This window comes from Planomicrobium soli (assembly GCF_003014655.1).
Classification (GTDB): domain Bacteria; phylum Bacillota; class Bacilli; order Bacillales_A; family Planococcaceae; genus Planococcus; species Planococcus soli_B.
Genome location: NZ_PYAT01000002.1, coordinates 208,753 through 228,795, shown reverse-complemented (window position 1 = coordinate 228,795; position 20,043 = coordinate 208,753). Strand labels below are relative to the sequence as shown.

The 20,043-nt window shown below is 46.2% G+C and carries 16 protein-coding genes and 1 pseudogene; 10 read left to right on the top strand and 7 right to left on the bottom strand.

Annotated elements, in window-relative coordinates:
* Window positions 1–37 precede the first annotated feature (37 nt).
* From B0H99_RS03335 to B0H99_RS03320, 4 genes are all read left to right on the top strand, one after another.
* On the top strand, window positions 38–1,066 hold the full coding sequence (locus tag B0H99_RS03335; RefSeq protein ID WP_106532214.1) for a TFIIB-type zinc ribbon-containing protein: 1,029 nt from the start codon (window positions 38–40) through the stop codon (window positions 1,064–1,066).
* Between the two features lie 5 nt (window positions 1,067–1,071).
* Window positions 1,072–1,842 carry a TPM domain-containing protein gene (locus B0H99_RS03330; protein WP_106532371.1) on the top strand — a complete coding sequence of 257 codons (771 nt, stop codon included), beginning with the start codon at window positions 1,072–1,074 and terminating at the stop codon, window positions 1,840–1,842.
* Window positions 1,843–1,875: 33 nt separating this feature from the next.
* Window positions 1,876–2,853 carry an SPFH domain-containing protein gene (locus B0H99_RS03325; protein WP_106532213.1) on the top strand — a complete coding sequence of 326 codons (978 nt, stop codon included), beginning with the start codon at window positions 1,876–1,878 and terminating at the stop codon, window positions 2,851–2,853.
* Window positions 2,854–3,183: 330 nt separating this feature from the next.
* Window positions 3,184–4,041: a YitT family protein gene (locus tag B0H99_RS03320; RefSeq protein ID WP_106532212.1), complete on the top strand. Its 858-nt coding sequence runs from the start codon at window positions 3,184–3,186 to the stop codon at window positions 4,039–4,041.
* A gap of 192 nt (window positions 4,042–4,233) precedes the next feature.
* On the opposite strand, the gene B0H99_RS03315 is transcribed toward B0H99_RS03320, so the two are convergent.
* The gene (locus B0H99_RS03315; RefSeq protein WP_106532211.1) at window positions 4,234–5,568 is read right to left on the bottom strand and encodes a DUF4179 domain-containing protein; all 1,335 of its coding nucleotides are present in this window, start codon (window positions 5,566–5,568) and stop codon (window positions 4,234–4,236) included.
* Window positions 5,561–6,079: a sigma-70 family RNA polymerase sigma factor gene (locus B0H99_RS03310; RefSeq protein ID WP_106532370.1), complete on the bottom strand. Its 519-nt coding sequence runs from the start codon at window positions 6,077–6,079 to the stop codon at window positions 5,561–5,563. Before B0H99_RS03310 ends, B0H99_RS03315 begins: the two co-directional genes overlap by 8 nt.
* A gap of 235 nt (window positions 6,080–6,314) precedes the next feature.
* Here B0H99_RS03310 and B0H99_RS03305 point away from each other — a divergent pair, with 235 nt between their 5' ends.
* On the top strand, window positions 6,315–6,857 hold the full coding sequence (locus B0H99_RS03305) for an NUDIX hydrolase (protein WP_106532210.1): 543 nt from the start codon (window positions 6,315–6,317) through the stop codon (window positions 6,855–6,857).
* Between the two features lie 190 nt (window positions 6,858–7,047).
* On the opposite strand, the gene B0H99_RS03300 is transcribed toward B0H99_RS03305, so the two are convergent.
* Genes B0H99_RS03300 through B0H99_RS03290 form a run of 3 tightly spaced genes read right to left on the bottom strand, consistent with a single transcriptional unit; the run spans window position 7,048 to window position 11,796 of the window.
* Entirely contained in the window at window positions 7,048–8,856 is a 1,809-nt protein-coding gene (locus B0H99_RS03300; RefSeq protein ID WP_106532209.1) for an ABC transporter substrate-binding protein, read from the bottom strand.
* Between the two features lie 35 nt (window positions 8,857–8,891).
* Window positions 8,892–10,406, bottom strand: coding sequence for an ABC transporter permease (locus B0H99_RS03295; RefSeq protein ID WP_106532208.1), 1,515 nt, complete (start codon window positions 10,404–10,406; stop codon window positions 8,892–8,894).
* A 13-nt stretch (window positions 10,407–10,419) separates the two neighbouring features.
* The gene (locus B0H99_RS03290; protein ID WP_106532369.1) at window positions 10,420–11,796 is read right to left on the bottom strand and encodes an ABC transporter permease; all 1,377 of its coding nucleotides are present in this window, start codon (window positions 11,794–11,796) and stop codon (window positions 10,420–10,422) included.
* Window positions 11,797–12,000: 204 nt separating this feature from the next.
* On the opposite strand from B0H99_RS03290, the gene B0H99_RS03285 reads away from it, so the two are divergent.
* A complete protein-coding gene (locus B0H99_RS03285) occupies window positions 12,001–13,740 on the top strand; it encodes an ABC transporter ATP-binding protein (RefSeq protein ID WP_106532207.1) in 1,740 nt (579 codons plus the stop codon).
* Between the two features lie 207 nt (window positions 13,741–13,947).
* Here the strand turns inward: B0H99_RS03285 and B0H99_RS17980 are convergent.
* Both B0H99_RS17980 and B0H99_RS03275 read right to left on the bottom strand, forming a co-directional pair.
* Window positions 13,948–14,070: pseudogene (locus tag B0H99_RS17980) on the bottom strand (short chain dehydrogenase); the annotation flags it as partial.
* A gap of 301 nt (window positions 14,071–14,371) precedes the next feature.
* Complete coding sequence (locus tag B0H99_RS03275; RefSeq protein ID WP_106532206.1) at window positions 14,372–14,878, bottom strand: DUF2798 domain-containing protein; 507 nt, start codon at window positions 14,876–14,878, stop codon at window positions 14,372–14,374.
* A 221-nt stretch (window positions 14,879–15,099) separates the two neighbouring features.
* On the opposite strand from B0H99_RS03275, the gene B0H99_RS03270 reads away from it, so the two are divergent.
* The 4 genes from B0H99_RS03270 (at window position 15,100) to B0H99_RS03255 (ending at window position 20,037) form a co-directional block, all read left to right on the top strand.
* Window positions 15,100–15,639 carry a DUF1697 domain-containing protein gene (locus B0H99_RS03270; protein ID WP_106532205.1) on the top strand — a complete coding sequence of 180 codons (540 nt, stop codon included), beginning with the start codon at window positions 15,100–15,102 and terminating at the stop codon, window positions 15,637–15,639.
* A gap of 519 nt (window positions 15,640–16,158) precedes the next feature.
* The gene (locus B0H99_RS03265; protein ID WP_106532204.1) at window positions 16,159–17,190 is read left to right on the top strand and encodes an ABC transporter substrate-binding protein; all 1,032 of its coding nucleotides are present in this window, start codon (window positions 16,159–16,161) and stop codon (window positions 17,188–17,190) included.
* A 37-nt stretch (window positions 17,191–17,227) separates the two neighbouring features.
* Window positions 17,228–18,970: an ABC transporter permease gene (locus B0H99_RS03260; protein ID WP_106532203.1), complete on the top strand. Its 1,743-nt coding sequence runs from the start codon at window positions 17,228–17,230 to the stop codon at window positions 18,968–18,970.
* Window positions 18,967–20,037, top strand: a complete 1,071-nt coding sequence (locus B0H99_RS03255; protein ID WP_106532368.1) for an ABC transporter ATP-binding protein — start codon at window positions 18,967–18,969, stop codon at window positions 20,035–20,037. Before B0H99_RS03260 ends, B0H99_RS03255 begins: the two co-directional genes overlap by 4 nt.
* Window positions 20,038–20,043: the final 6 nt, after the last annotated feature.

The following is a 20,043-nucleotide window of genomic DNA, read 5'->3' as shown; positions in this document are numbered from 1 at the left end:
AACTATGTATTGGGCTGTGTGAAGGGAGGGAGATGGAATGGTCACTCAATATAAATGTCCGAATTGCGGATCAGACATGGCGTTCGACAGCGATTCGGGCAAGCTATCCTGTCCGAGCTGCGGCAGGCAGGATGATATTGAAACATTTCCGGAAGCGAACATCCAGCGGAAGTTCGAGCCGGAAGAAGCGAAAGAGTACCATTGCGAAAACTGCGGCGCGGTTATTTTGACAGAAGCAAATACGACTGCGACGCATTGCAGCTTCTGTGGGGCACCGGTCGTACTTGCTGACCGGCTGTCCGGCGACTTTGCTCCTGCGAAAGTGATTCCTTTCACCGTCAGCAAAGAAGAAGCTGTCGCCGCATTTCGCAAATGGACGCGCAATGGCCGTCTGACACCGAGGGGCTTTATGAGCGGAGACCGAATCAAGAAGATGACCGGGATGTATGTGCCGTTCTGGCTCTATGATATTGAAGGAACCGCAGATGTGGCAGCAGTTGCAACGCGGATACGCCAATACCAGCGCGGGGACACCATCTATACAGAGACAGATTTTTACGACGTCCGCCGGGAAATTGACATCAGTTATTTGAAAGTGCCGGCAGACGCGTCAGAGAAAATGGATGATGAACTGATGGATAAGCTCGAACCTTATAACTATGGTGACCTCAAAGACTTTCGTATGCCTTACCTTGCCGGTTTTCTTGCGGAGAAATACGATTATGACGATGAAGCCTTGTTCTCGCGTGTGCAATCAAAGATCGTGCCGTACATCGACTCGTTTATCAGTACAACGGTTTCGGGTTATTCGTCTGTCAGCTACACGGATAAACACATTGAGGCTAAGAAAAACAAGGTGTACTATACGCTGCTTCCGGTATGGATGGTTTATTACGATTTCGAGAACAAAGAACACACTTTTGCGATGAATGGCCAGACAGGTAAAGTGGTCGGCAGACCGCCGATCAGCAAAGCCAAAGTTGTCGGCTGGTTCACGGGCATCGCCGCTTCCGCATTTGTTGTGATGAAAGCTATTTCGTATGCGGTAGGGGGTGTTCTTTGGTGAGAAGGATGAATTTGAAAATGCCGGTTGCGCTATTATTGATGCTGTTTTTTATAACCATCGGAGGCTGGCCTGCATTTGCCCAAACCGATCAGCACATCATGGACAACGCCGGGCTTTTGACCGAGTCGCAAATAGCGGAGCTGGAAGCTTTTGCAGCGCAGCATAGCCAAAAAGAAGGCACCGATTTTCTATTTCTCTCCACAGACTCCACGGGCGGAGATACAATCGTAAAATACATGGGCGATTTTTTTGACCAGTGGGCGGAGGAGAACAATCAGGAAAATGCGGTTTTACTGACGATCGATATGGGTAGCCGGGAAGTATACTTGGCTGGCTTCGGCACAGCCCAAACAAAACTTGACGACAGCCGGGTCGACCTTGTGCTTGACCGGATTGTGCCTAATCTGCGGGTCGGCGACTACGGCGGCGCTTTCCGGAAAACAGTGGAGACATCAAGCCGCTATATGGAATACCGTCCGGGCGTCAATCCGGAGAGTATTTTCTTAAAGACTTGGTTTCACTTGGCAGTATCACTGCTGCTCGGCGGCATAGTTGTCGGTTCGATGCTTGCGGGCGTCGGTGGACGGGTCACCACTACTTCATCGACATATATTGACCAGAACAACACCCGGGTCAGGAGCGAAATGGACCGTTTCCGAAACAAGACGGTATCACGGCGCAGAGTTCCGCAAAACAAAGGCGGCGGTGGCGGTTTTGGCGGTGGTGGAACAACTGCCGGTGGCCGCTCCTTCAGCGGAGGCGGCCGCAGTTTCTAAGGATTAATCGAATAAAAGAAAGGGATGAAGAGTATGGCGTTTTTCGGAAATCAATTTTCAGATGTGGTGGAATGGGATGAGTTCAGGGACGATATGATTTTTTGGAAGTGGAAAAATCGGGAAATTAAAAAAGGCAGCCGATTAATCATCCGTCCCGGCCAGGATGCCATCTTTTTGAATAACGGACGGGTTGAAGGGATATTTACAGAAGACGGCGACTACGACATCGAATCGCAAATCGTGCCGTTCTTGTCGACATTGAAAGGCTTCCGTTTCGGCTTCAACAGCGGCATGCGGGTCGAAGTGCTTTTCGTCAACACGAAAGAATTTGTTGTCAGATGGGGCACAAAAAACCCGATCAATATTCCAGCGCCGGGGCTTCCAGGCGGCATGCCGATCCGCGCAAACGGCACGTTCCAATTTACGGTCAACGATTACGTGAACTTGATTGACAAGATTGCAGGAGTCCGGGACAGCTACTTGGTGGAGGAAGTGAAGATCCGCCTGACGGCTGTACTCGATCAGCTGTTGATGAAATGGATCTCCAAGGAAGGCCAGAACATGTTCAACTTGCAGGCGAATGCCCATGAAATCGGCAAAGGGATATTGGATGATCTCAATATGGAAGTCATGGACGATGGCATGAAAGTTACCGGCTTCCAGATCATGAGCTTCAACTACCCGCAGGAAATTCAGGACATGATCAACAAAAATGCCTCTATCGGCATGGTTGGGGATGTCTCAAAATACCAGCAGATTTCTGTCGCTGATGCGATGGGCAAATCATCTGGCTCCAACACCGCTTCCGATATGGCCGGCATGATGATGGGCATGAACATTGCAAAGGAAATGATGAACAACCAAAAAGAATCCGGCAGCGAACAAAATGCCGGCAGTCAAGACGCTCCAACAGCAAGCGGTGATGCCAAAGGGCCGAATTTCTGCCCAAACTGCGGCGAGAAAGTCAGTGGCGCGAAGTTCTGCCCGAACTGTGGGCAGAAGCTGGCATAACTGAAATTCTCTTGAAGCAGGCACTTTCCTGATTCAAAGACGTTTTATCGGAAACTGCAAAATACTGAAAGCTATTTTGAAAATTGACAGAGAAAGGCGTTTTCGCTACTCAGAGAAGATAGCGGAAACGCCTTTTTGGATTCAGGCAAATCTTTGAATAAGATGCAATGTTTCTACTAAATAGTTTCTTTTAAACCTGTTATTTAAACTTGCGTTCTGTTAAGTCTATACCCTATAATCTGTAGCATTGTGCTTAAACTATAGATGGCCGAGCGAAAATAGGTGCGGTCTTTTTTAAAGCAATAAATTCAGGTGAAACGGAGAATTAACATGAACAAATTTTACAGCCTTGCTGTTATTTTCGCAGGATCAATCCTGCTTGCATTCGCATTCAATATGCTGTTACTGCCGCATGAAATTTTATCTGGTGGCATAACAGGAATCGCAATGATTTTCAGTTTAATGACGCCGGTCAATGCCGGGATCTGGCTGATTGTCTTGAACATCCCGATCTTAGTACTTGGTTGGATGAAACTCGGTAAAATCTTTATCTTTAATAGTATCTATTCGGTAGCGGTCACATCGATTGCCATGCTGTATATCCCAGTAGTGAAACTGACAGAAGATGCTTTGCTGTCGTCGGTATTCGGAGGTGTGCTTGTCGGTGTTGGCGTCGGATTCATCATCCGCGCTTTCGGTTCGACTGGGGGCTTTGACGTAATTGGTCTGCTCCTGACGTTGAAGCGCGACATCCCACTTGGCTTTTTGGTGTTCGGCATGAACAGCCTTGTCGTATTTGTTTCAGGTTTTATCTTTTCATGGGAGCTTGCGATGTATACGATGGCTTCAATCTACATCACAGGCCTTGTCGTTGACCGAATCCATACCCGCCACATCAAGCTGAGCTTGATGGTAGTTACAAACAAGGGAGAGTCTGTCAAAAAAGAACTTCTTGAGAATCTGCAGCGGGGCATTACCGTGACAGACGGCGAGGGCGCTTATTCAGGAAACAAAGTGAAAGTGCTTTATTCTGTCATCTCGCGCTATGAACTTGCGCATGTGCGTCCGCTCATCAAGAAAATTGACCCGAATGCTTTCGTCAGCATCAGCGAGACGATGGAAGTCATGGGCAATTTCCGAAGAGACACCTCGTATCAGAAACAACCAAAAAACAGCGTTTCGGCTTAAGGAGCACTGAGCCCGCTTAGAAAATAGAAAGCAATAAAAATCGCCTGATGGTGTTAAGGTCAGACAGTTGCAGCAAACCGTCAGTATAATAGCCGTCTAAATAAGAAGATCCCCCCAAGGAGCCGATAAAACTCAAAGGGAGGTCTTTTTTTTGCTTTGCCAGTAAGGCTCAGTAAACCAAGAGGCTGTCATTTATTTTTCTAATTCGATTTTAACATCACCATCGATGTAGTTTGGATAGGAAAACAATTCTACCTTTACAGGATTAAGATAACCATTGTCCTCAAACCCAATATCAATGGTTTGTACGCCTCCATCATACCCATCGGATATTCCAGAATGCCGCAAATCCATGAGTACACCGTTGGCATCGGAGACCTTCTTGTCAATTCCATAAGTGGGGTCCTGCTCTTGGTCTAGTTTTAAAGTCATTTCAAATCCAGTACGGCTTGACTTGGTGAGCTGCAACTTGCCGTCTTTCGGGCTATGGACCAATAAATCCTTATCAGTGTCCACTAGGAAATAGGAATCTTCCAAATCAACTGCCTGCATTCTATTGATTCGCAGATACAGTTCTTCCGGCTTTTCAAAGTAATTGCTTTGAAGGAAATAAGTCAATTCACCATCTTCGATATCACCGTGCGCCGAAATCCCGTTTGATATAGAGCTCCAGATTTCTCCGTTCTCATCCTCTAGGCGCATATCCTCAAACTGAAGGATCTTTTTTGTGTTAGCCGGATCGAATGAGATTTTGACGCCGACACGCAGCGGATGGATTGTCACGTTTTCTATGGTGAATTTCTGTCCTTCCACTTCCACTTCTTCCTTCATCTCATAAGTGACGCTGGGTTTTACATTCTCGGGCACTGTGAACGGTACGGAAAAGTCGAACTCTTTGCCGTCTAATTTCGTTTTCAGATTAAGCGTGAATGCCAAATCTTCAAACCTCGCCGGTTCTTCAAACGTAAAGCCCAGGATGTCTCTATAAATTTTCGGTGAATCTTCCTGGGAAATCGGATGATTGAATGAAATGCTGGAAGGTGGAACTTCTTGCTGATTTTCTAAAACAGGTGCAAGGATGGTGATATCATCCATATCAACCGCCGATTGGATCGTATAGAAAATATTCATCCCGGATTCATCCAGAATGACGCCATCAATCGTCAATGTTGCGCTTCCAATTGTTTGTGATTCGCCGATCGGCTGGTAATATTCATTTTCAAAAACTGCACTTAAACCTTTGTCGTTTTGAATCAGTTCGACAAATTTCTCCAGTCCCGGAATTGCCGCGACCGCGTTAGCGAAAGCGGGGGACACACGGATTGTGGTCACTAACGTGAGAATTAGGAGTGCAGCGGCAGCCAGGCTCCAAACCGTCCGTTTTCGATTAGCATAGATTTGCATTTTTTCGCGCTTTGCCCGCTCGAGTCCCTGCATGATCGCTCCGTCCGCTGCATCTAAAGGGAGAGGGACCTGTTCCAAGCGGTCTTTGAAATCATTCAATTTCTGTTCTTCTTTTTCATACATGATCAATCTCTCCTTTGCCTTCAAAATGCCTGCGCAACGTCCGCAATGTTTTGTGCAATCTTGATTTCACGGTGCCCTCAGGAATCTTCTCGATGGCTGCGATGTCTTTAATTTTGACGTCCTGAAAATATTTCATGTAAATCAATTGCTGTTCGGTGGGAGACAGTGTGTTCAAGGCTTCCTGCAGTTCAAGCTGTGCCAGATCGTCTGAGACGGAAGAATCTGCAGCTTGTCCATTTCTGGCGTAGCGTTTGTCTTTTTTTAATTGGTCCTGGCAATAATTGATCATGATGCGGATCAGCCACGTTTTGGCGTAGGCAGGCTCTTTTAAAGCATGAATTTTCTTGAACGCCCGGTAAGTCGTTTCTTGCAGGGCTTCGAGCGCATCGTGTTCATTTTTCAGGAAAGCCAAAGCCGTCCGCAGCAAGGCTTCTTTATGTAGTTGCATTAAAGCGACAAACGCTTCTTCATCCCCTTGAATCGCTTTTCGGGCAACTTCGATATCGTCCACAGCCAACACCTCATTTCTCTCTTGTTATACATTAGACACAGCAACGCTGAAAAAGTTCATGAAAAATAAAATTATTACTGCTAGAAAAAATTCCGGTTGAAGGCCGGAAGTACTTGTCTTTTGAATAAGTGCAGCGAACTCTATTATAAAACAATGGCATTTAACTTCCATATGCTACCATAGAATGTATAAGGAAAATATGTTTTAAAAGTCCGATATAACTGAGGAGGCTCCTATGTATTTTAATAAGCTGCTTGGCACCATAGAACGGCTGAAAGGCGTAGAAAAAATCATCCGCAGAACGGCAACAAGAGCTATTATCGTCCGGAACGGGAAGATTTTGCTTGTCCATTCTAAAAAAGGATTTTACGAATTACCGGGAGGCGGCGTGGAAGAAAGGGAAAGTTATGTGGATGCACTTGTACGGGAAGTGGCGGAAGAAACGGGATACATAAACTGTAAGGTTAAAAATAAAATCGGGGTTGTTACCGAAAAGCGGAAAGACTGCTTTGAAAAGAATCTATATTTTCAAATGGATTCTCATTATTATCTCTGTGAGCTACTGGACGAAGAAAAGAGCAGCGACCAACCGGATAATTATGAATGGGAACCGGGAACCTCGGCTGTATGGATTGAACCGGCTCAGGCCAGGCTCGAAAACCAAGCTGCCTTGAAGGGGAATGCGGGGTTTTTATTCATCCACCGGGAAAATTTTGTTCTGGGCGAAGTGGAGCGGATTTTCGGGTTGGTGGAGGAACAGGAGGGAATTACTTTCTAGGATGAGAAAGATGAGCCGATTTCTTCATCTTATTAGCATTCTGCATCCAGTTTTTTTAACCAATTCCAAATTTGTCGGATTAAAATCAACACTCTCTGACGCCTGACTAGATGCCATAAGCAGTGGCAAGTAACGAACGAACATGAAAAAAACCGCCCGCGGAAACTTCTTCCTTGGGCGGTTTTCCTATTTAGTTTTTGCTGTCCTGGTAGTTGCTCAAGTGTTCCTTCACTTTTGCAGGATCTGCTACAAGCTCGTTGCCTGTATCAACAAGCGGGCTTACAGTAGAGACAGCTTTGATTTTATTGCCCTGATAATAGTTGATGAATTCATCTTGGTTAATGGAATAAAGCACTGCTTTTCGCAAGTCTTCGCTTTCAGCAACTTCGCGTCCCTTCGTATTGAAGAGCATGTAGCGCACGCCGTTGCTTTCCATTTTTTGAAGAGCCAGTTTTGGATCGTCTTCAACAACATTGTATTTCGTTTCAGGAATCAAGTAATTCAAATGAATTTCGCCGTTTCGAAGGGCTGAAAGGGCACTGTCCGGATCTGCGATAAAGCGGACAGTGACATTCGAGATTTTCGCTTCGTTTTCTGTTCCCGGCATATAAGCTGGGTTTTTGCGGAATACGGCTTCGTAATCATTTTTATGAGAAAGGATATACGGTCCGCTTGCATATAAGTGGTTATCGTACTGCGCGCCTTCCGTCACAGTGTTTTGGTCGCCGTAAGGGATATCTTTGTTGATGTCGAATGATTCAACGTCGTATGTGTTAATGCTTTCAACTTGTTTTTTAGAAACAATCCCTGCTGATTGGTGAGCCAGGTAATTCAATACTTGCGGGAATGGCTCAGTGGTTGTCAGTTTGATCACTTGGTATTTCCCTTCAGCATTATTGGCATCTTCTTTACCTTCAACCAGTTCGGAAATGCCGTTTTGCAGATCTGCCTCTAAAGCTTCTCTTACAGTTCCACCGTCAACGGTAGGGATGTCAAGCTCAGCAAGATCCGTAACTGTTTCGGTTGAAGCGATATGTTCATGCAAGCTGTATGTGCGGTGATCCGGAACGGAATTCGAATTTGATGCACGGTCGAGCGAGAAGATCACATCATCGCCGCCAACGCGTTCCCCTGTGTCAACGGCTTGCTGGTCGTCGATTTTCGCAAAGTTGATATCATCACGGAGAAGGAAGTAGTACTCGGAGTTTCCTTCCGCCATTGCGAAGTTATGGGACAAAGAACCTTCAGCGGTAATCTGATCATCTTTAGTCAAGTTTACGAGACGGACATACATATTTGTGTTCAATTGGTTGATGGAACCATCGTTTCCTTTGATTGGATCCAGGGAAGTTAAAGTTGAAATTTCCTGTGACACGATAAATGGATCGTTTTCGCGTTTGGATTGGTCGACAAAGTCGATTGGTTCCCATGCAAGCGCGCGGGATTTTGACAGACGAACGGAATCCTCTTTCAAAATTTCAGTGTTGATGCCTTGTGTTTTATAAGAAATATAAAGAGGGGCGATATAAGCCTGATCCAGCACTAGGCGCTCCTCAAGTTCTTTATACGTTTGCTGGTATTCATCAGCCGACTGTGTGCTGGCCTTGTCAATCAGTTTATCGACTTCTTCGTCAGCCATGATGCTGTTGGCACCGTCTGATTTGAAAAGGGCGCGGACTGCATAGTCCGGATTCCCGGTAACCGTCGTCCAGCTTGATACAGCCAAGTCGTAATTTCCAGCTTCTTTTTGTGCAGTGAAGCTGCCGTAATCCGGCTGAATGTTCAATTTGACGTCGAAGCCGTTTTTGACCAATTGGTCCCGGACGATATTTACATCGTCTTCATTGGCGCTTTGGCTTAAAATTTCAATGACCGGCTTTTCGCCTTCAGCCGCTCCGTCGGTTGCCTTTTCTTCAGCAACGTCGGATTTTGTGTTCACGCAGCCTGCCAGTACTAATACAAAGGCAAGCAGTAGTGGTAATAAACTTTTCTTCAAAATAAGTTCCTCCTAATTTCTTTTTTATTTGATTAAACTCAATCCATTTTAGGATCGAGGGCATCACGTAATCCGTCCCCAAGAAAGTTGAATGATAAAACCAGCAGAATGATCGCAAGGCCGGGAAAGATAGCCAAGTAGGAATGCGATTCCAGGTAAGTGCTGCCAATTTTTAATATATTTCCCCACTCCGGAATATGAGGTTCCACGCCGAGTCCGAGATAACTTAAACTGCTCGTGGCGATTACAGCTCCGCCAATTGTCAAAGTAGCTTTGACGATCATTGGTGCCAAGGAGTTAGGGACGATATGTTTGAAAATGACTTCCGCATCGCCGGCGCCGAGTGCGCGGGCGGAATCGACGTATTCGAGATTGGAAACCATCAAGACATTAGCGCGCATCGTTCTTGCATATGTAGGAATGGAACCGACGCTAAGTGCAATGATCAAGTTGGTTGTGCTTGCGCCAAAAGCGGCGATGATGGCGATAGCGAGCAGGATGCCGGGAATGGCATACAGCACATCAAGCAGCCGCATGATCACATTGTCGGTACGGCGTCCATAATAGCCGGCGAAAGCGCCTAAAATTCCACCGATGATAACCGGAATAAGGGTGGAGAGGATTCCGACAGTAAGTGAAATCCGTGCGCCAAATACAATGCGGGAAAACAGGTCGCGCCCAAAGTCATCGGTTCCAAGCGGATACGCCAGGCTTGGCGATTCAAGCAACGCTTCGTAATTATTCTCAACCGCCAAAGCGTAATCGAATGTCAGAAAACTGCAGACGGAAATGGCGAAGATGAAAACAATGAAAAACATGCCGAGCATGGCCGTCATATTGCGGGTGATTTTATCCCAGACAAGATGCCATTGCCCGGTGCCCGGACGATTCTGGTTCCGGATTTTGAAAATCAGGCTCAATCCGAGCACGAGTGCAAATAGATTACCTGTTAACGCGGTAGCGATAAGTGGGATTGCCAGGAACACTAATCGCGGATGTGCTGCATCAGCCGTTACATATTTTGCGACGAGGAGCAGTGCAGAAATGTGGAGCACTGCTACGAACAGCAATGCGAGCATTCCGATAGGAAACAAGTCCGCGACATACGGTTTAAATAAATTCAAAGCTGAAACAGCAATGATGAATAACTGGATCAGCACCGCATAGACCGCAAATGTGTACTCAGCTGTTTTTTGCTGCTTAAGAAGATGGAACGCGAAAATGCCAATGAACACATTCGCGGTCAGGAGGCTAAGCAATTGGATAAAGCCCAAACGCCGCGTCTTTTTTTGGATTTGCCCGAACACGACCAAGTCCCGTTTGATCAGCAGCGTGACAGCAAATTGGATCGCTGTAAAAACCGCATAAGCGATTGTTATGGCAAAGAAGGCCGGTTTGATGCCGCCGTTGCTGTAGTCAAAGCTATTGGCCAGCAGAATAAGCGTCAATACAAGTGAAACAACCGAAGCGAAAACCGACTGTGTGTATTCGGAAGACATTTTAAGCACGCGTTTTACGGTATTTGTTTTTTCTATTTCTTGGATGACCGACATCATAACACCTGCTTTAATATTTTTTCATTTTGGACCGAATTCGCGGATCGAAAAACGCGTACAACAGGTCGATGATGACATTGACTATCGAAATGGTGATGGCGATATAAACAACGCCGCCTAAAATACTCGGAATATCGGGAACGAATTGCTTGTCGACGATATAGTTGCCGATTCCGCTGATATTAAAAACTTTTTCAGTAACAGCAGCGCCGCCGAGCATGCCGCCGAACAACAAGCCGATGACAGTGATGATCGGAATCATCGCATTGCCGAAAGCGTGTTTCCATAATACATAACGTTCGCTTAGGCCTTTCGCTTTCGCGGTGATGATATAGTCTTCATTGATCACTTCAAGCATTGAAGATCGCGTCATCCGTGCGACAGAAGCGGTCAACGCCGTACCGAGAACAACGACCGGCATGACCATCGACAGCCAGTTGGACGGATTGTATGTCGCCGGCAGCCATTGCAAGTTGATGGAGAAGCCGAGGATGAAAATCAGCCCTTGCCAAAAGTTTGGAATCGACAAACCGATCAGTGCTACGAACATTAATGTGTAATCCAAAAAAGAATTCGGGCGTGTTGCCGAGATGATTCCCACCGGAATAGCGATAATGATAGCCATTAATAATGCGAGAATTGTTAATGTGAATGTAACAGGAAATTTGTTGGCGATTGTCGCTGCCACATCTTCATTGCCTTCATAAGATGAACCGAGATCGAAGGTCACGATGCCTTGGATGGCATTCCATAATTGCGCAACATAAGATTGATCAAGCCCGTAGATCCGGTTGAAATTGTCCAGCTGCTGCTGCGTGGCCGATTCACCGAGTAAATTCGCGGCTGGATCGAATGGTGACAGATACAAAATAGTGAAAACGAGAACCACTACGCCAAAAATAACGAAAATGCTCATGACGAGTCGTTCGAATATGTATTTCAAGTAGAAGTTGCTATACAGCAGGATGAGGCCATACATTAAAATGCCAGGAACAAAAGAAAGGAGCAAAAAATTGGGTCTTTTCAGCAAATCCTGGAAAGTTTCCTGGAAAGTAACACGCTTTTTCCCTTGTTCGGCAAATGCGGCTTGTGCAGTTTCCGTCACTTTCTTTTCAAACTCTTCATCTGCCCACTTTTCCGCTTGTTGCTCGATGTCGTGATCTACGATCGGCTTGTTGAAGAAAATTTGTTTTTGCACGAGCTGCTCCCGAAATTCCTGCTTCAGCCGCTCGCGGTATCCCGTTATTAGAAGGGATTCTTTCTTCTCCTTCACTAAGAGATAATAAGCATCGTTATTTTTTCGATACAAGTAGAAGAAAAAAACAAATATCGTTACGGGTAATCCCAGTAAGAGCAGCAATAAATTATAAGAAGAGCGAAGGCTCATTTTTTCATATGTAAGGCGAATCAAACCCGTAATATCGCTGTTGCGAGTTGGTGCTTTTTCAGCTTTTATCAACTAAACGACGTCCTTTCCAGCTAAATTGCATAATTCCGAGTGGTATAGTATAGTTTAAATTACATATAATTGGAAGTCAACATCTCCTTGTAAGGAAATGCAATTATTCAATACATATTGGCAGGTGGAAAAATGGAAACTATATTAGAAGTTAAAGATTTACGAGTCTCCTTTCAAACGGGAGAAAAAGAGTTTGAAGCGGTCCGCGGTGTAAGTTTTGATGTGAAAAAGGGAGAAACACTGGGCATCGTTGGAGAGTCGGGAAGTGGGAAAAGTGTCACTGCACGCAGCATTATGCGATTATTGCCTTCGCCACCTTCTTTCCTAAAAGAAGGTGAAATTACTTTTCTGGGGGAAAACCTTGCTTATAAGACGGAAAAGGAGATGGAAGAAATACGTGGCCGCGATATCGGCATGATTTTTCAGGATCCGATGACTTCACTAAATCCGACTATACGAATAGGGGAGCAAATCGCAGAGAGCCTGATCAAGCATCAGAAGATGGCAAAAGCTGAAGCGAAGGCACAAGCTATTGATATCTTGAAACTGGTTGGAATCCGTGACAGTGCGGCGCGCTATGATCAATTTCCCCATGAGTTTTCGGGTGGCATGCGGCAACGGGTCATGATTGCCATCGCTCTCGCTTGCCGTCCAACGCTGCTGATCGCCGACGAGCCGACCACGGCACTGGATGTGACCATTCAAGCCCAGATCTTGAATGTTATGAAAGATATTCAGCAAAAACTTGGCACATCCATTATTTTGATCACACACGACCTTGGAGTTGTTGCGGGGATGTGCGACCGGGTAGCGGTCATGAAGGATGGGGAAATTGTTGAAACCGGAACAACCGAGTCGATTTTTGAAAGCCCGCAGCACCCGTACACCAAAAAATTATTGAACGCTTTGCCGCGTCTTGACGAAAAGAAAAAACCGAAGCGGACTCCGCTTGCGCCAGCCGGCGGCAATTCGGTTAAACCATTGCTTCAAGTAAACTCACTCAAGCAGCATTTCGATATGGGCAAAGGCAATACCGTTAAAGCCGTCGATGACATTTCGTTTTTCATACGCCGCGGTGAAACACTTGGCTTGGTAGGGGAATCAGGTTCCGGCAAGTCGACGACGGGACGTGCAATTTTGCGCCTCCATGAACCGACCGATGGCAATGTTCTTTATGAAGGCATGTCGGTCAACCGATTGTCTAAAAAAGAGATGAAAACGATGCGGCGCCATATGCAGATGATTTTCCAGGATCCGTATTCTTCCTTGAATCCAAGGCTAAAAGTGCTGGATATCATCGGACAAGCACTGGACCTTCATAAACTGAGCGCGTCCAAAGAAGAACGGAAAAAACGGGTGATCGAACTGCTTGAAATGGTCGGGCTCAACGCTTCACACGCTCTGCGGTATCCGCATGAATTTTCTGGAGGGCAGCGCCAGCGGATCGGCATTGCCCGGGCGCTTGCTGTTGAACCGAACTTTATCGTCTGTGATGAACCTTTATCCGCGCTTGATGTGTCAATCCAATCGCAAATTGTTGAGTTGCTTGAAGACTTGCAGCACCGGCTAGGGCTGACGTATTTGTTCATCGCGCATGACTTGTCGATGGTTAAGCACATCAGCGACCGTGTGGCAGTGATGTATGCAGGGAAAATTGTCGAGCTTGCGGAAAGCGAGGAGCTGTATGCCAATCCGCAGCACGAATACACGAAATCCCTGTTGGCGGCTATTCCAATCCCCGACCCGAAAATCGAGTCGAAGAAGAAGCGGACGTTAATGACGGAGCAAACCTCAAATGACCGCTACAACCTGCGGAATTCGCATCTTGTCGAAGTGTCTGAGGGGCATTGGGTAGCTCAAGTGAAGCAATAGATAATAAAAGCGGCTGAATCAAAGCAGATTATGTTCGACACCATCAATATTGACTTGATTGAAGGGGTACAAAAAATCTTAAAAGATCTGATTATACCCGTATCGCCTGTACCATCGGAATTAAAATGAGCACATATCGAAAAACACCCCCGTTCTGGAGAGGAGCCAGAACGGGGGTGTTTGCATTTGATGTTTTTGGTGAGCCAACTACTTCGTATTCGTGAACCTGCAGTTGATACGGATCACTTCACCATTGATGTACTGCGCTTTAGAAGTCAGCAAGAACGTTACGAGTTTAACGACTTCATCAGCTGTGCAAAGGCGTTTTTTAGAATGCCTAATGAAAATATTTGGATTTGCGCCTATTAGCTTAAAAAAGAACGAAGATTTATTAAAAAACATTCAAAAATGTCTAAGTGTATTGAAGTAGATGGTTTTCTGATATAAGAAGGAGAAGCTGCTTCTGAGCTTATGCCACTCTCATCCAAGCTCTCATCACAGCCCTCATTTTCTTGATATATTTCTTTTTGACCCATTGGACAAAATAGAAAGAGCCGCATGTAATATGCTGCTCTTTCTTATGCTTAATGTGCTTCAGTGATTATGATTCAGCTGTTTTCCTTAATTGCAGTTAAGGGTTTGTTGGAACGAATGCTTTTTTATCTTGAGCTTCGTGCATTTTCACTATTACGAAACGCGCAAACGGCTGGATGATAAGGCTTTCAGCAATCAACGCGATAATAAAATTACGTGGCCAATACCGCAGCCAGTTGCTGAAAAGTTCGGCGTGGAAGCCATTGCTGATGATATCACCGATAAACGTCATGATAATTGACATTCCTAAAACCGTGAAGAGGATGCGGAATAGGATTTTAGAGTTGAAGCTGTCTGTAGGCTCGGTGAATTTTTTGGTCAAGCCTTCCGCGATTCGGCCGATAAAAGCCGGTTCAATAACCATGACAATCACCCAAGCGAGCGGTATGACTTTTAAGATGGCGAACGCAATTTCCTTATTGAAGGTACCGGCAAAGTAAATGGCGTTGAATGATACCATCAGGATGACGGTCAATGTACAGATGACGGCTCCGAATATGAAGCCTTCTTTGCCGTTTCGCGGCAGTCTTTTTTCTTGTTGCATGTTTTTCTTCCTTTCAAAAAACTTATTCTCGACCTTGTTTATACGCAAAATGGTTGCAAGCGAAACGCAGTTGCAGACCGGTAAAAGAAGTGTAAACTCAAACTAAAAGCGGTAGTCAGTCAGGTCTAGGAGCTACTATAACAAAACGGATGCGCCGTTCGTAAGTGTCCATTTTGTGTCTGTATCGAGCTAGGAAAAATTCGGTTAAAGGAGAGGGTATTGTGATTTATGTCGCATTGCTCCGAGGAATTAATGTGGGCGGAAATAATAAAGTGGATATGAAAAAGCTGAAACAAGTTTTTGAAGAGGCAGGCATGTCTTCTGTTAAAACATATATCAATTCCGGCAACATCATCTTCACCGACACTAATCGTTCGAAAAAGGAAATAACGGCTGTCCTGGAAGAAGCGATCTACTCTCATTTCGATTTGCAGATCAAAGTGCTGGTCTACAGCTTTGATGAGTTTAAGCCGATCGCCGAAGCGATACCAGCAGAGTGGACCAACGATACAGAGATGAAAAGTGACGTCCTGTTCCTATGGGAAGAAGTCGACACGGAATCCGTACTGGATGCACTTACCGTCAAACCAGAAATTGATACGGTCTACTATGTTCAAGGAGCGGTTCTTTGGTCGGTCGACCGGAACAACGTTACAAAAAGCGGAATGGCAAAAATTATTGGCACCCCGCTCTATAAACTTGTAACGATACGGAACATCAACACTGCACGGAAGTTGTACGCGATGATGCAAAAAGAATGAAGCGGCAAACAGAGAAAAGTATCAAGACATATTAGATTGAACATACGAAGGCTGAATGGAACTATAGAGGATAAAATAGCCATCGGTTATTGTGTTTTTGGTCTTATTGTTCCTTGCGGCAGCAATCATTTAAATTTTGATACACTGCGATATGCTAAAGAAGCCTGTACCCATAACAACCAAAGTTCAGAAGTGGAACAGTGTTTCTTGGCGTTCAGTTGGCCAGTTACTTGCAGGTGATGCAATATCTGTTTCTCTGTTTTGAAGAGAAAAATAAATTCACTCAATAAACAGTTCTGTCATGACTTACTGACGGAACTTTTTTTTCTTAATAAAGATACATAAATGCTATTTTGCAATTACCCCTAAATTTTTCGACTGAATATAAGGCTGTTTTGCTCCATATCCATATCAACGTATTATTGTTTTCACAATCCTTAATGTCTCCTTAACAATGCCTTCACATTCGAGCTCTACACTGAAAGCAGAGTAAAAGAGGAAATAAGAGGAGGAAATGATATGAACAAGTTATTCTCAGGTGTGGGAATTCTTACGATGACGGCATTTTTGGCGGCTTGCGGAAGCGGGCAGGAAGAAACAGAAGACAGCGTAGAGGCGAAAAGCGGTTCGGCGGTTTCCGGTACGCTTGATTTCTATACATCGCAGCCGGATGCAGATGCACAGGCCCTTGTTAACGCGTTTACTGAAAAGAATCCAGACGTGAAAGTCAGCACGTTCCGCTCCGGTACAGAAGAAGTGGTTTCGAAAATCCAAGCGGAAAACCAGGCGGGCGCTATCCAGGCAGATGTCCTGCTGGTAGCGGATTCAGTAACGTTCGAGAATTTCAAACAAGAAGATTTGCTGCTTAAGTACAAGTCTCCGGAAGCGGAAGCGATTGACGGGGCGTTTGTAGATCCGGACGGAGCTTATACAGGAACGAAAGTGATGGCGACAGGCCTTGTCGTCAACACGAACAAAGTTACGGAACTTCCCGACAGTTGGTCGGTCTTGACCGATGAAGCGACGAAAGGGCAGGGCATCATGCCAAGCCCGCTGTACTCAGGAGCCGCGGCCTACAACTTGGGTGTCATGACAAAGCAGGACGGGATGGGCTGGGAACTCTATGAAAATTTACGTTCTAACGACATTACCATCACGCAAGGGAACGGTGCGGTGCTCGAAGGCGTTGCGATGGGTGAGCAGAATTACGGGATGATCGTCGATTACCTTGCGGCACGGGCGAAGAGTGAAGGCAGCCCGGTTGAACTGGTGTACCCGAAAGAAGGTGTGCCAGTCATTACAGAACCGGTAGGCATTCTTGCAAATACCGATAATGAAAAAACGGCAAAAGCGTTTGTAGATTTCATCTTGTCTGAAGAAGGGCAGGAATTGGCATCGGAACTCGGCTATACACCCATCCGTGAAGGCATCGATGCGCCGGAAGGCTTGAAGACTTTGAGCGAGATGAATGTTCTTGAAGCGAACACGGGTGAACTTTTAGAAACACGCGAAGACGACAAAGCAAAGTTCGGAGAGATTTTCGGTCAATGACCGGCGCTCCGGATCTAGGCTACAAGGAGCTGAAGCTATGATCATCAAACAGCCAATGGCCGAAGAGAGAAGAAAGGGCTTGCCCCCTTTCTCTCTCTTTTTTCAAAATAAAAACTTCTATAAAGGAATCGGTTTGCTGTTCATCTTCCTGCTGTTTTTGCTGCCGGTTCTTCGGTTGGTCTGGCTCAGCTTTGTAGATGATGGCTCATTGACCCTTCATTATTACACGGAAATTTTGCGGGAACGGGCAACGTGGTCCACAGTTCAGAATACTTTGGTTATCGTGTTCGGTTCGACGGTTTTGGCGCTCGTTTTGGGGGTGGCTTTTGCCTGGATTGTGGCGTATGTGCAAATAAGGGGAAAGCGGGCAATGCAGCTGTTCATCTTCCTGCCGTTCATCATTCCTTCTTATATTACAACACTTGCCTGGACGCAATTTTTCGGCGGTTCAGGACCAGTGACTGCTCTTCTTGCCTTGCTGCCTGGAAACCTGCAAGCACCGAGCCTATACAGTATCGAAGGCATCATCCTGCTGCTCGGGTTGTCACATTATCCATTGGTCTATTTGTTCACAGTCAATGTATTCCGGAAAATCCCGCGTGACTTGGAAGAAGCGGCGGCAACGTCCGGCTTATCGAGAAAGCAGGCATTCCGAAAAGTTGTGCTGCCATTGGCGCTTCCAGGGATTGCGAGTGGCGGGCTGATCGCGTTCTTGTCGAATCTGGATAACTTTGGAATCCCTGCGTTCTTGGGGACGCCGGCAAATATCCGGGTGCTCAGTACTTACATTTACGAACAAGTGGTTGGCTTTGGACCAAAAGCATTTTCCCGGGCAGCGGTCTTATCGGTGATGCTCGGTGCCATCGCGCTTTTAGGCACCTTGATGCAATGGTTTTTACTGCGACGCAGTCGGGTCACCGAAACGGTTCGTGGCGACATGGCTCCGCGTATTTTCTTAAAGCCTGTTCGGCAGATAGTGGTGGAAGGTGTCCTTTGGAGTTTCTTGCTTGTTACAAGCTTGATGCCGCTTGTCGTGATGGGAGCGCTGTCGCTAATTTCAGCGTACGGTGTACCGTTCAAGCGTGAAAACTTGTCGCTAAAGAATTACGAATATGTCTTTTTGACAGATGTAAAGCCGCTGTCGGCATTGACGAACAGTTTGCAGCTCGCTTTGGTTACAATGGCAATTTGTTTGGTCCTTGGTACGATTCTCGCTTACCTTCGGTTCAAATTTCCGGATTGGAGCACGAAGACGGCGGAACTGTTTATCACGATTCCGTACGCACTGCCGGGAACGGTGTTCGCGCTTTGCATGATCTTCATGTGGATGGAGCCGGTTCCTGGATGGAATCCCGGCGTCTATGGCACAGCGCTTATTTTATTCATTGCTTATGCCACGCGCTTCATGGTCTTGCAGATCCGGGGAAGCTATACCGCGTTTTTGCAGCTCGATCCATCAATGGATGAAGCGGCCAGAACTTCTGGCGCAAAGGGGTGGGTCAGGTGGCGGAAGGTTTTATTGCCACTATTGTTTCCGGGAATTTTAAGCGGCGCTCTTCTCGTATTTTTGATGGCGCTGACCGAATTGACAGTATCGAGCCTCTTGTGGTCGAGTGGCACCGAAACGGTTGGGGTTGTCATTTTCGGTTATGAGCAAGCGGGTTATTCGACGTATTCGACTGCCTTTTCTACAGTCTTAGTGCTTGGAATACTGCTTGGCGGACTGCTGTTTATGGGAATTGGAAAACTATGGGACAGAAAGGTGCTGAAAGCAAAATGATCGAAGTACTGGGTGTTACCAAAAAATATGGATCGTTTACGGCGTTGCAGGAAGTGGATTTGGAAATCGGACAAGGTGAGTTTATCGCGATTCTTGGCCCATCCGGCTGTGGGAAGACAACGCTTTTAAAATTGCTTGCAGGCTTTATGGGACCGACAGAAGGCTACATCGTCATGGATGATTCCACAGTGGCATCGGCTAAACGCGTCTCACCGCCTGAAAAACGGAACATCGGCATGGTCTTTCAATCGTTTGCGCTATGGCCACATATGACGATTGCGGAACACATCAAATTTCCACTGCATCATCATCCGAACCGGAAAAAAGAAGGCAGGCATGACTTGCAGGCGCGAGTGAATGAAGTGCTGCAGCTTGTCGGCTTGGACAGTTTTTCGGACCGTTATCCTTCTGAACTGTCAGGCGGTCAAAAGCAGCGGGTGGCGCTGGCACGGGCGATTGCGCCGAAGCCGAATTTGCTATTGATGGACGAGCCGTTTAGCGCGCTGGATGTGGAACTCCGGATGGAAATGCGCAAAGAGATCCAGAAGCTTCACCGGGAAACTGGAGCTTCTATTGTATTTGTCACTCATGACCAAAGCGAGGCGTTGGCTATCGCGGATAAAATCGTGGTTATGAACAAAGGGCGGATCGAACAGATTGCTGCGCCTGAACTGATCTATACGCGGCCGGAAACGGAATTTGTCGCAACGTTTGTCGGGAAATGCAATTTAGTGAAAGGGCAATGGCAAGAGGGCAGCTTCATCCCGAAAATCAACCCGCATTGCCTATGGCCGGATCTCGGGGTCGCAAAAACATTCAAAAAGAATGGTACGTATCCTGTGCGCCCTGAACAATTGCAGCTGTCGACTGTTGCCATCAACGGAGTGCATGGCCGCGTAACATTTGTCCAATATCAAGGCCATGAAATCCATTATACGGTCGATGTGTCTGGCGAGACATGGACGGTCCATGAATCTGTCTATTCACAGCGGTTCCATGTCGGCGATGAAGTAACGGTGGGATTAAGGACGGCGGTAAAAAAGGAAAAAGTGCTTGCTTCTGTATAAAACAGC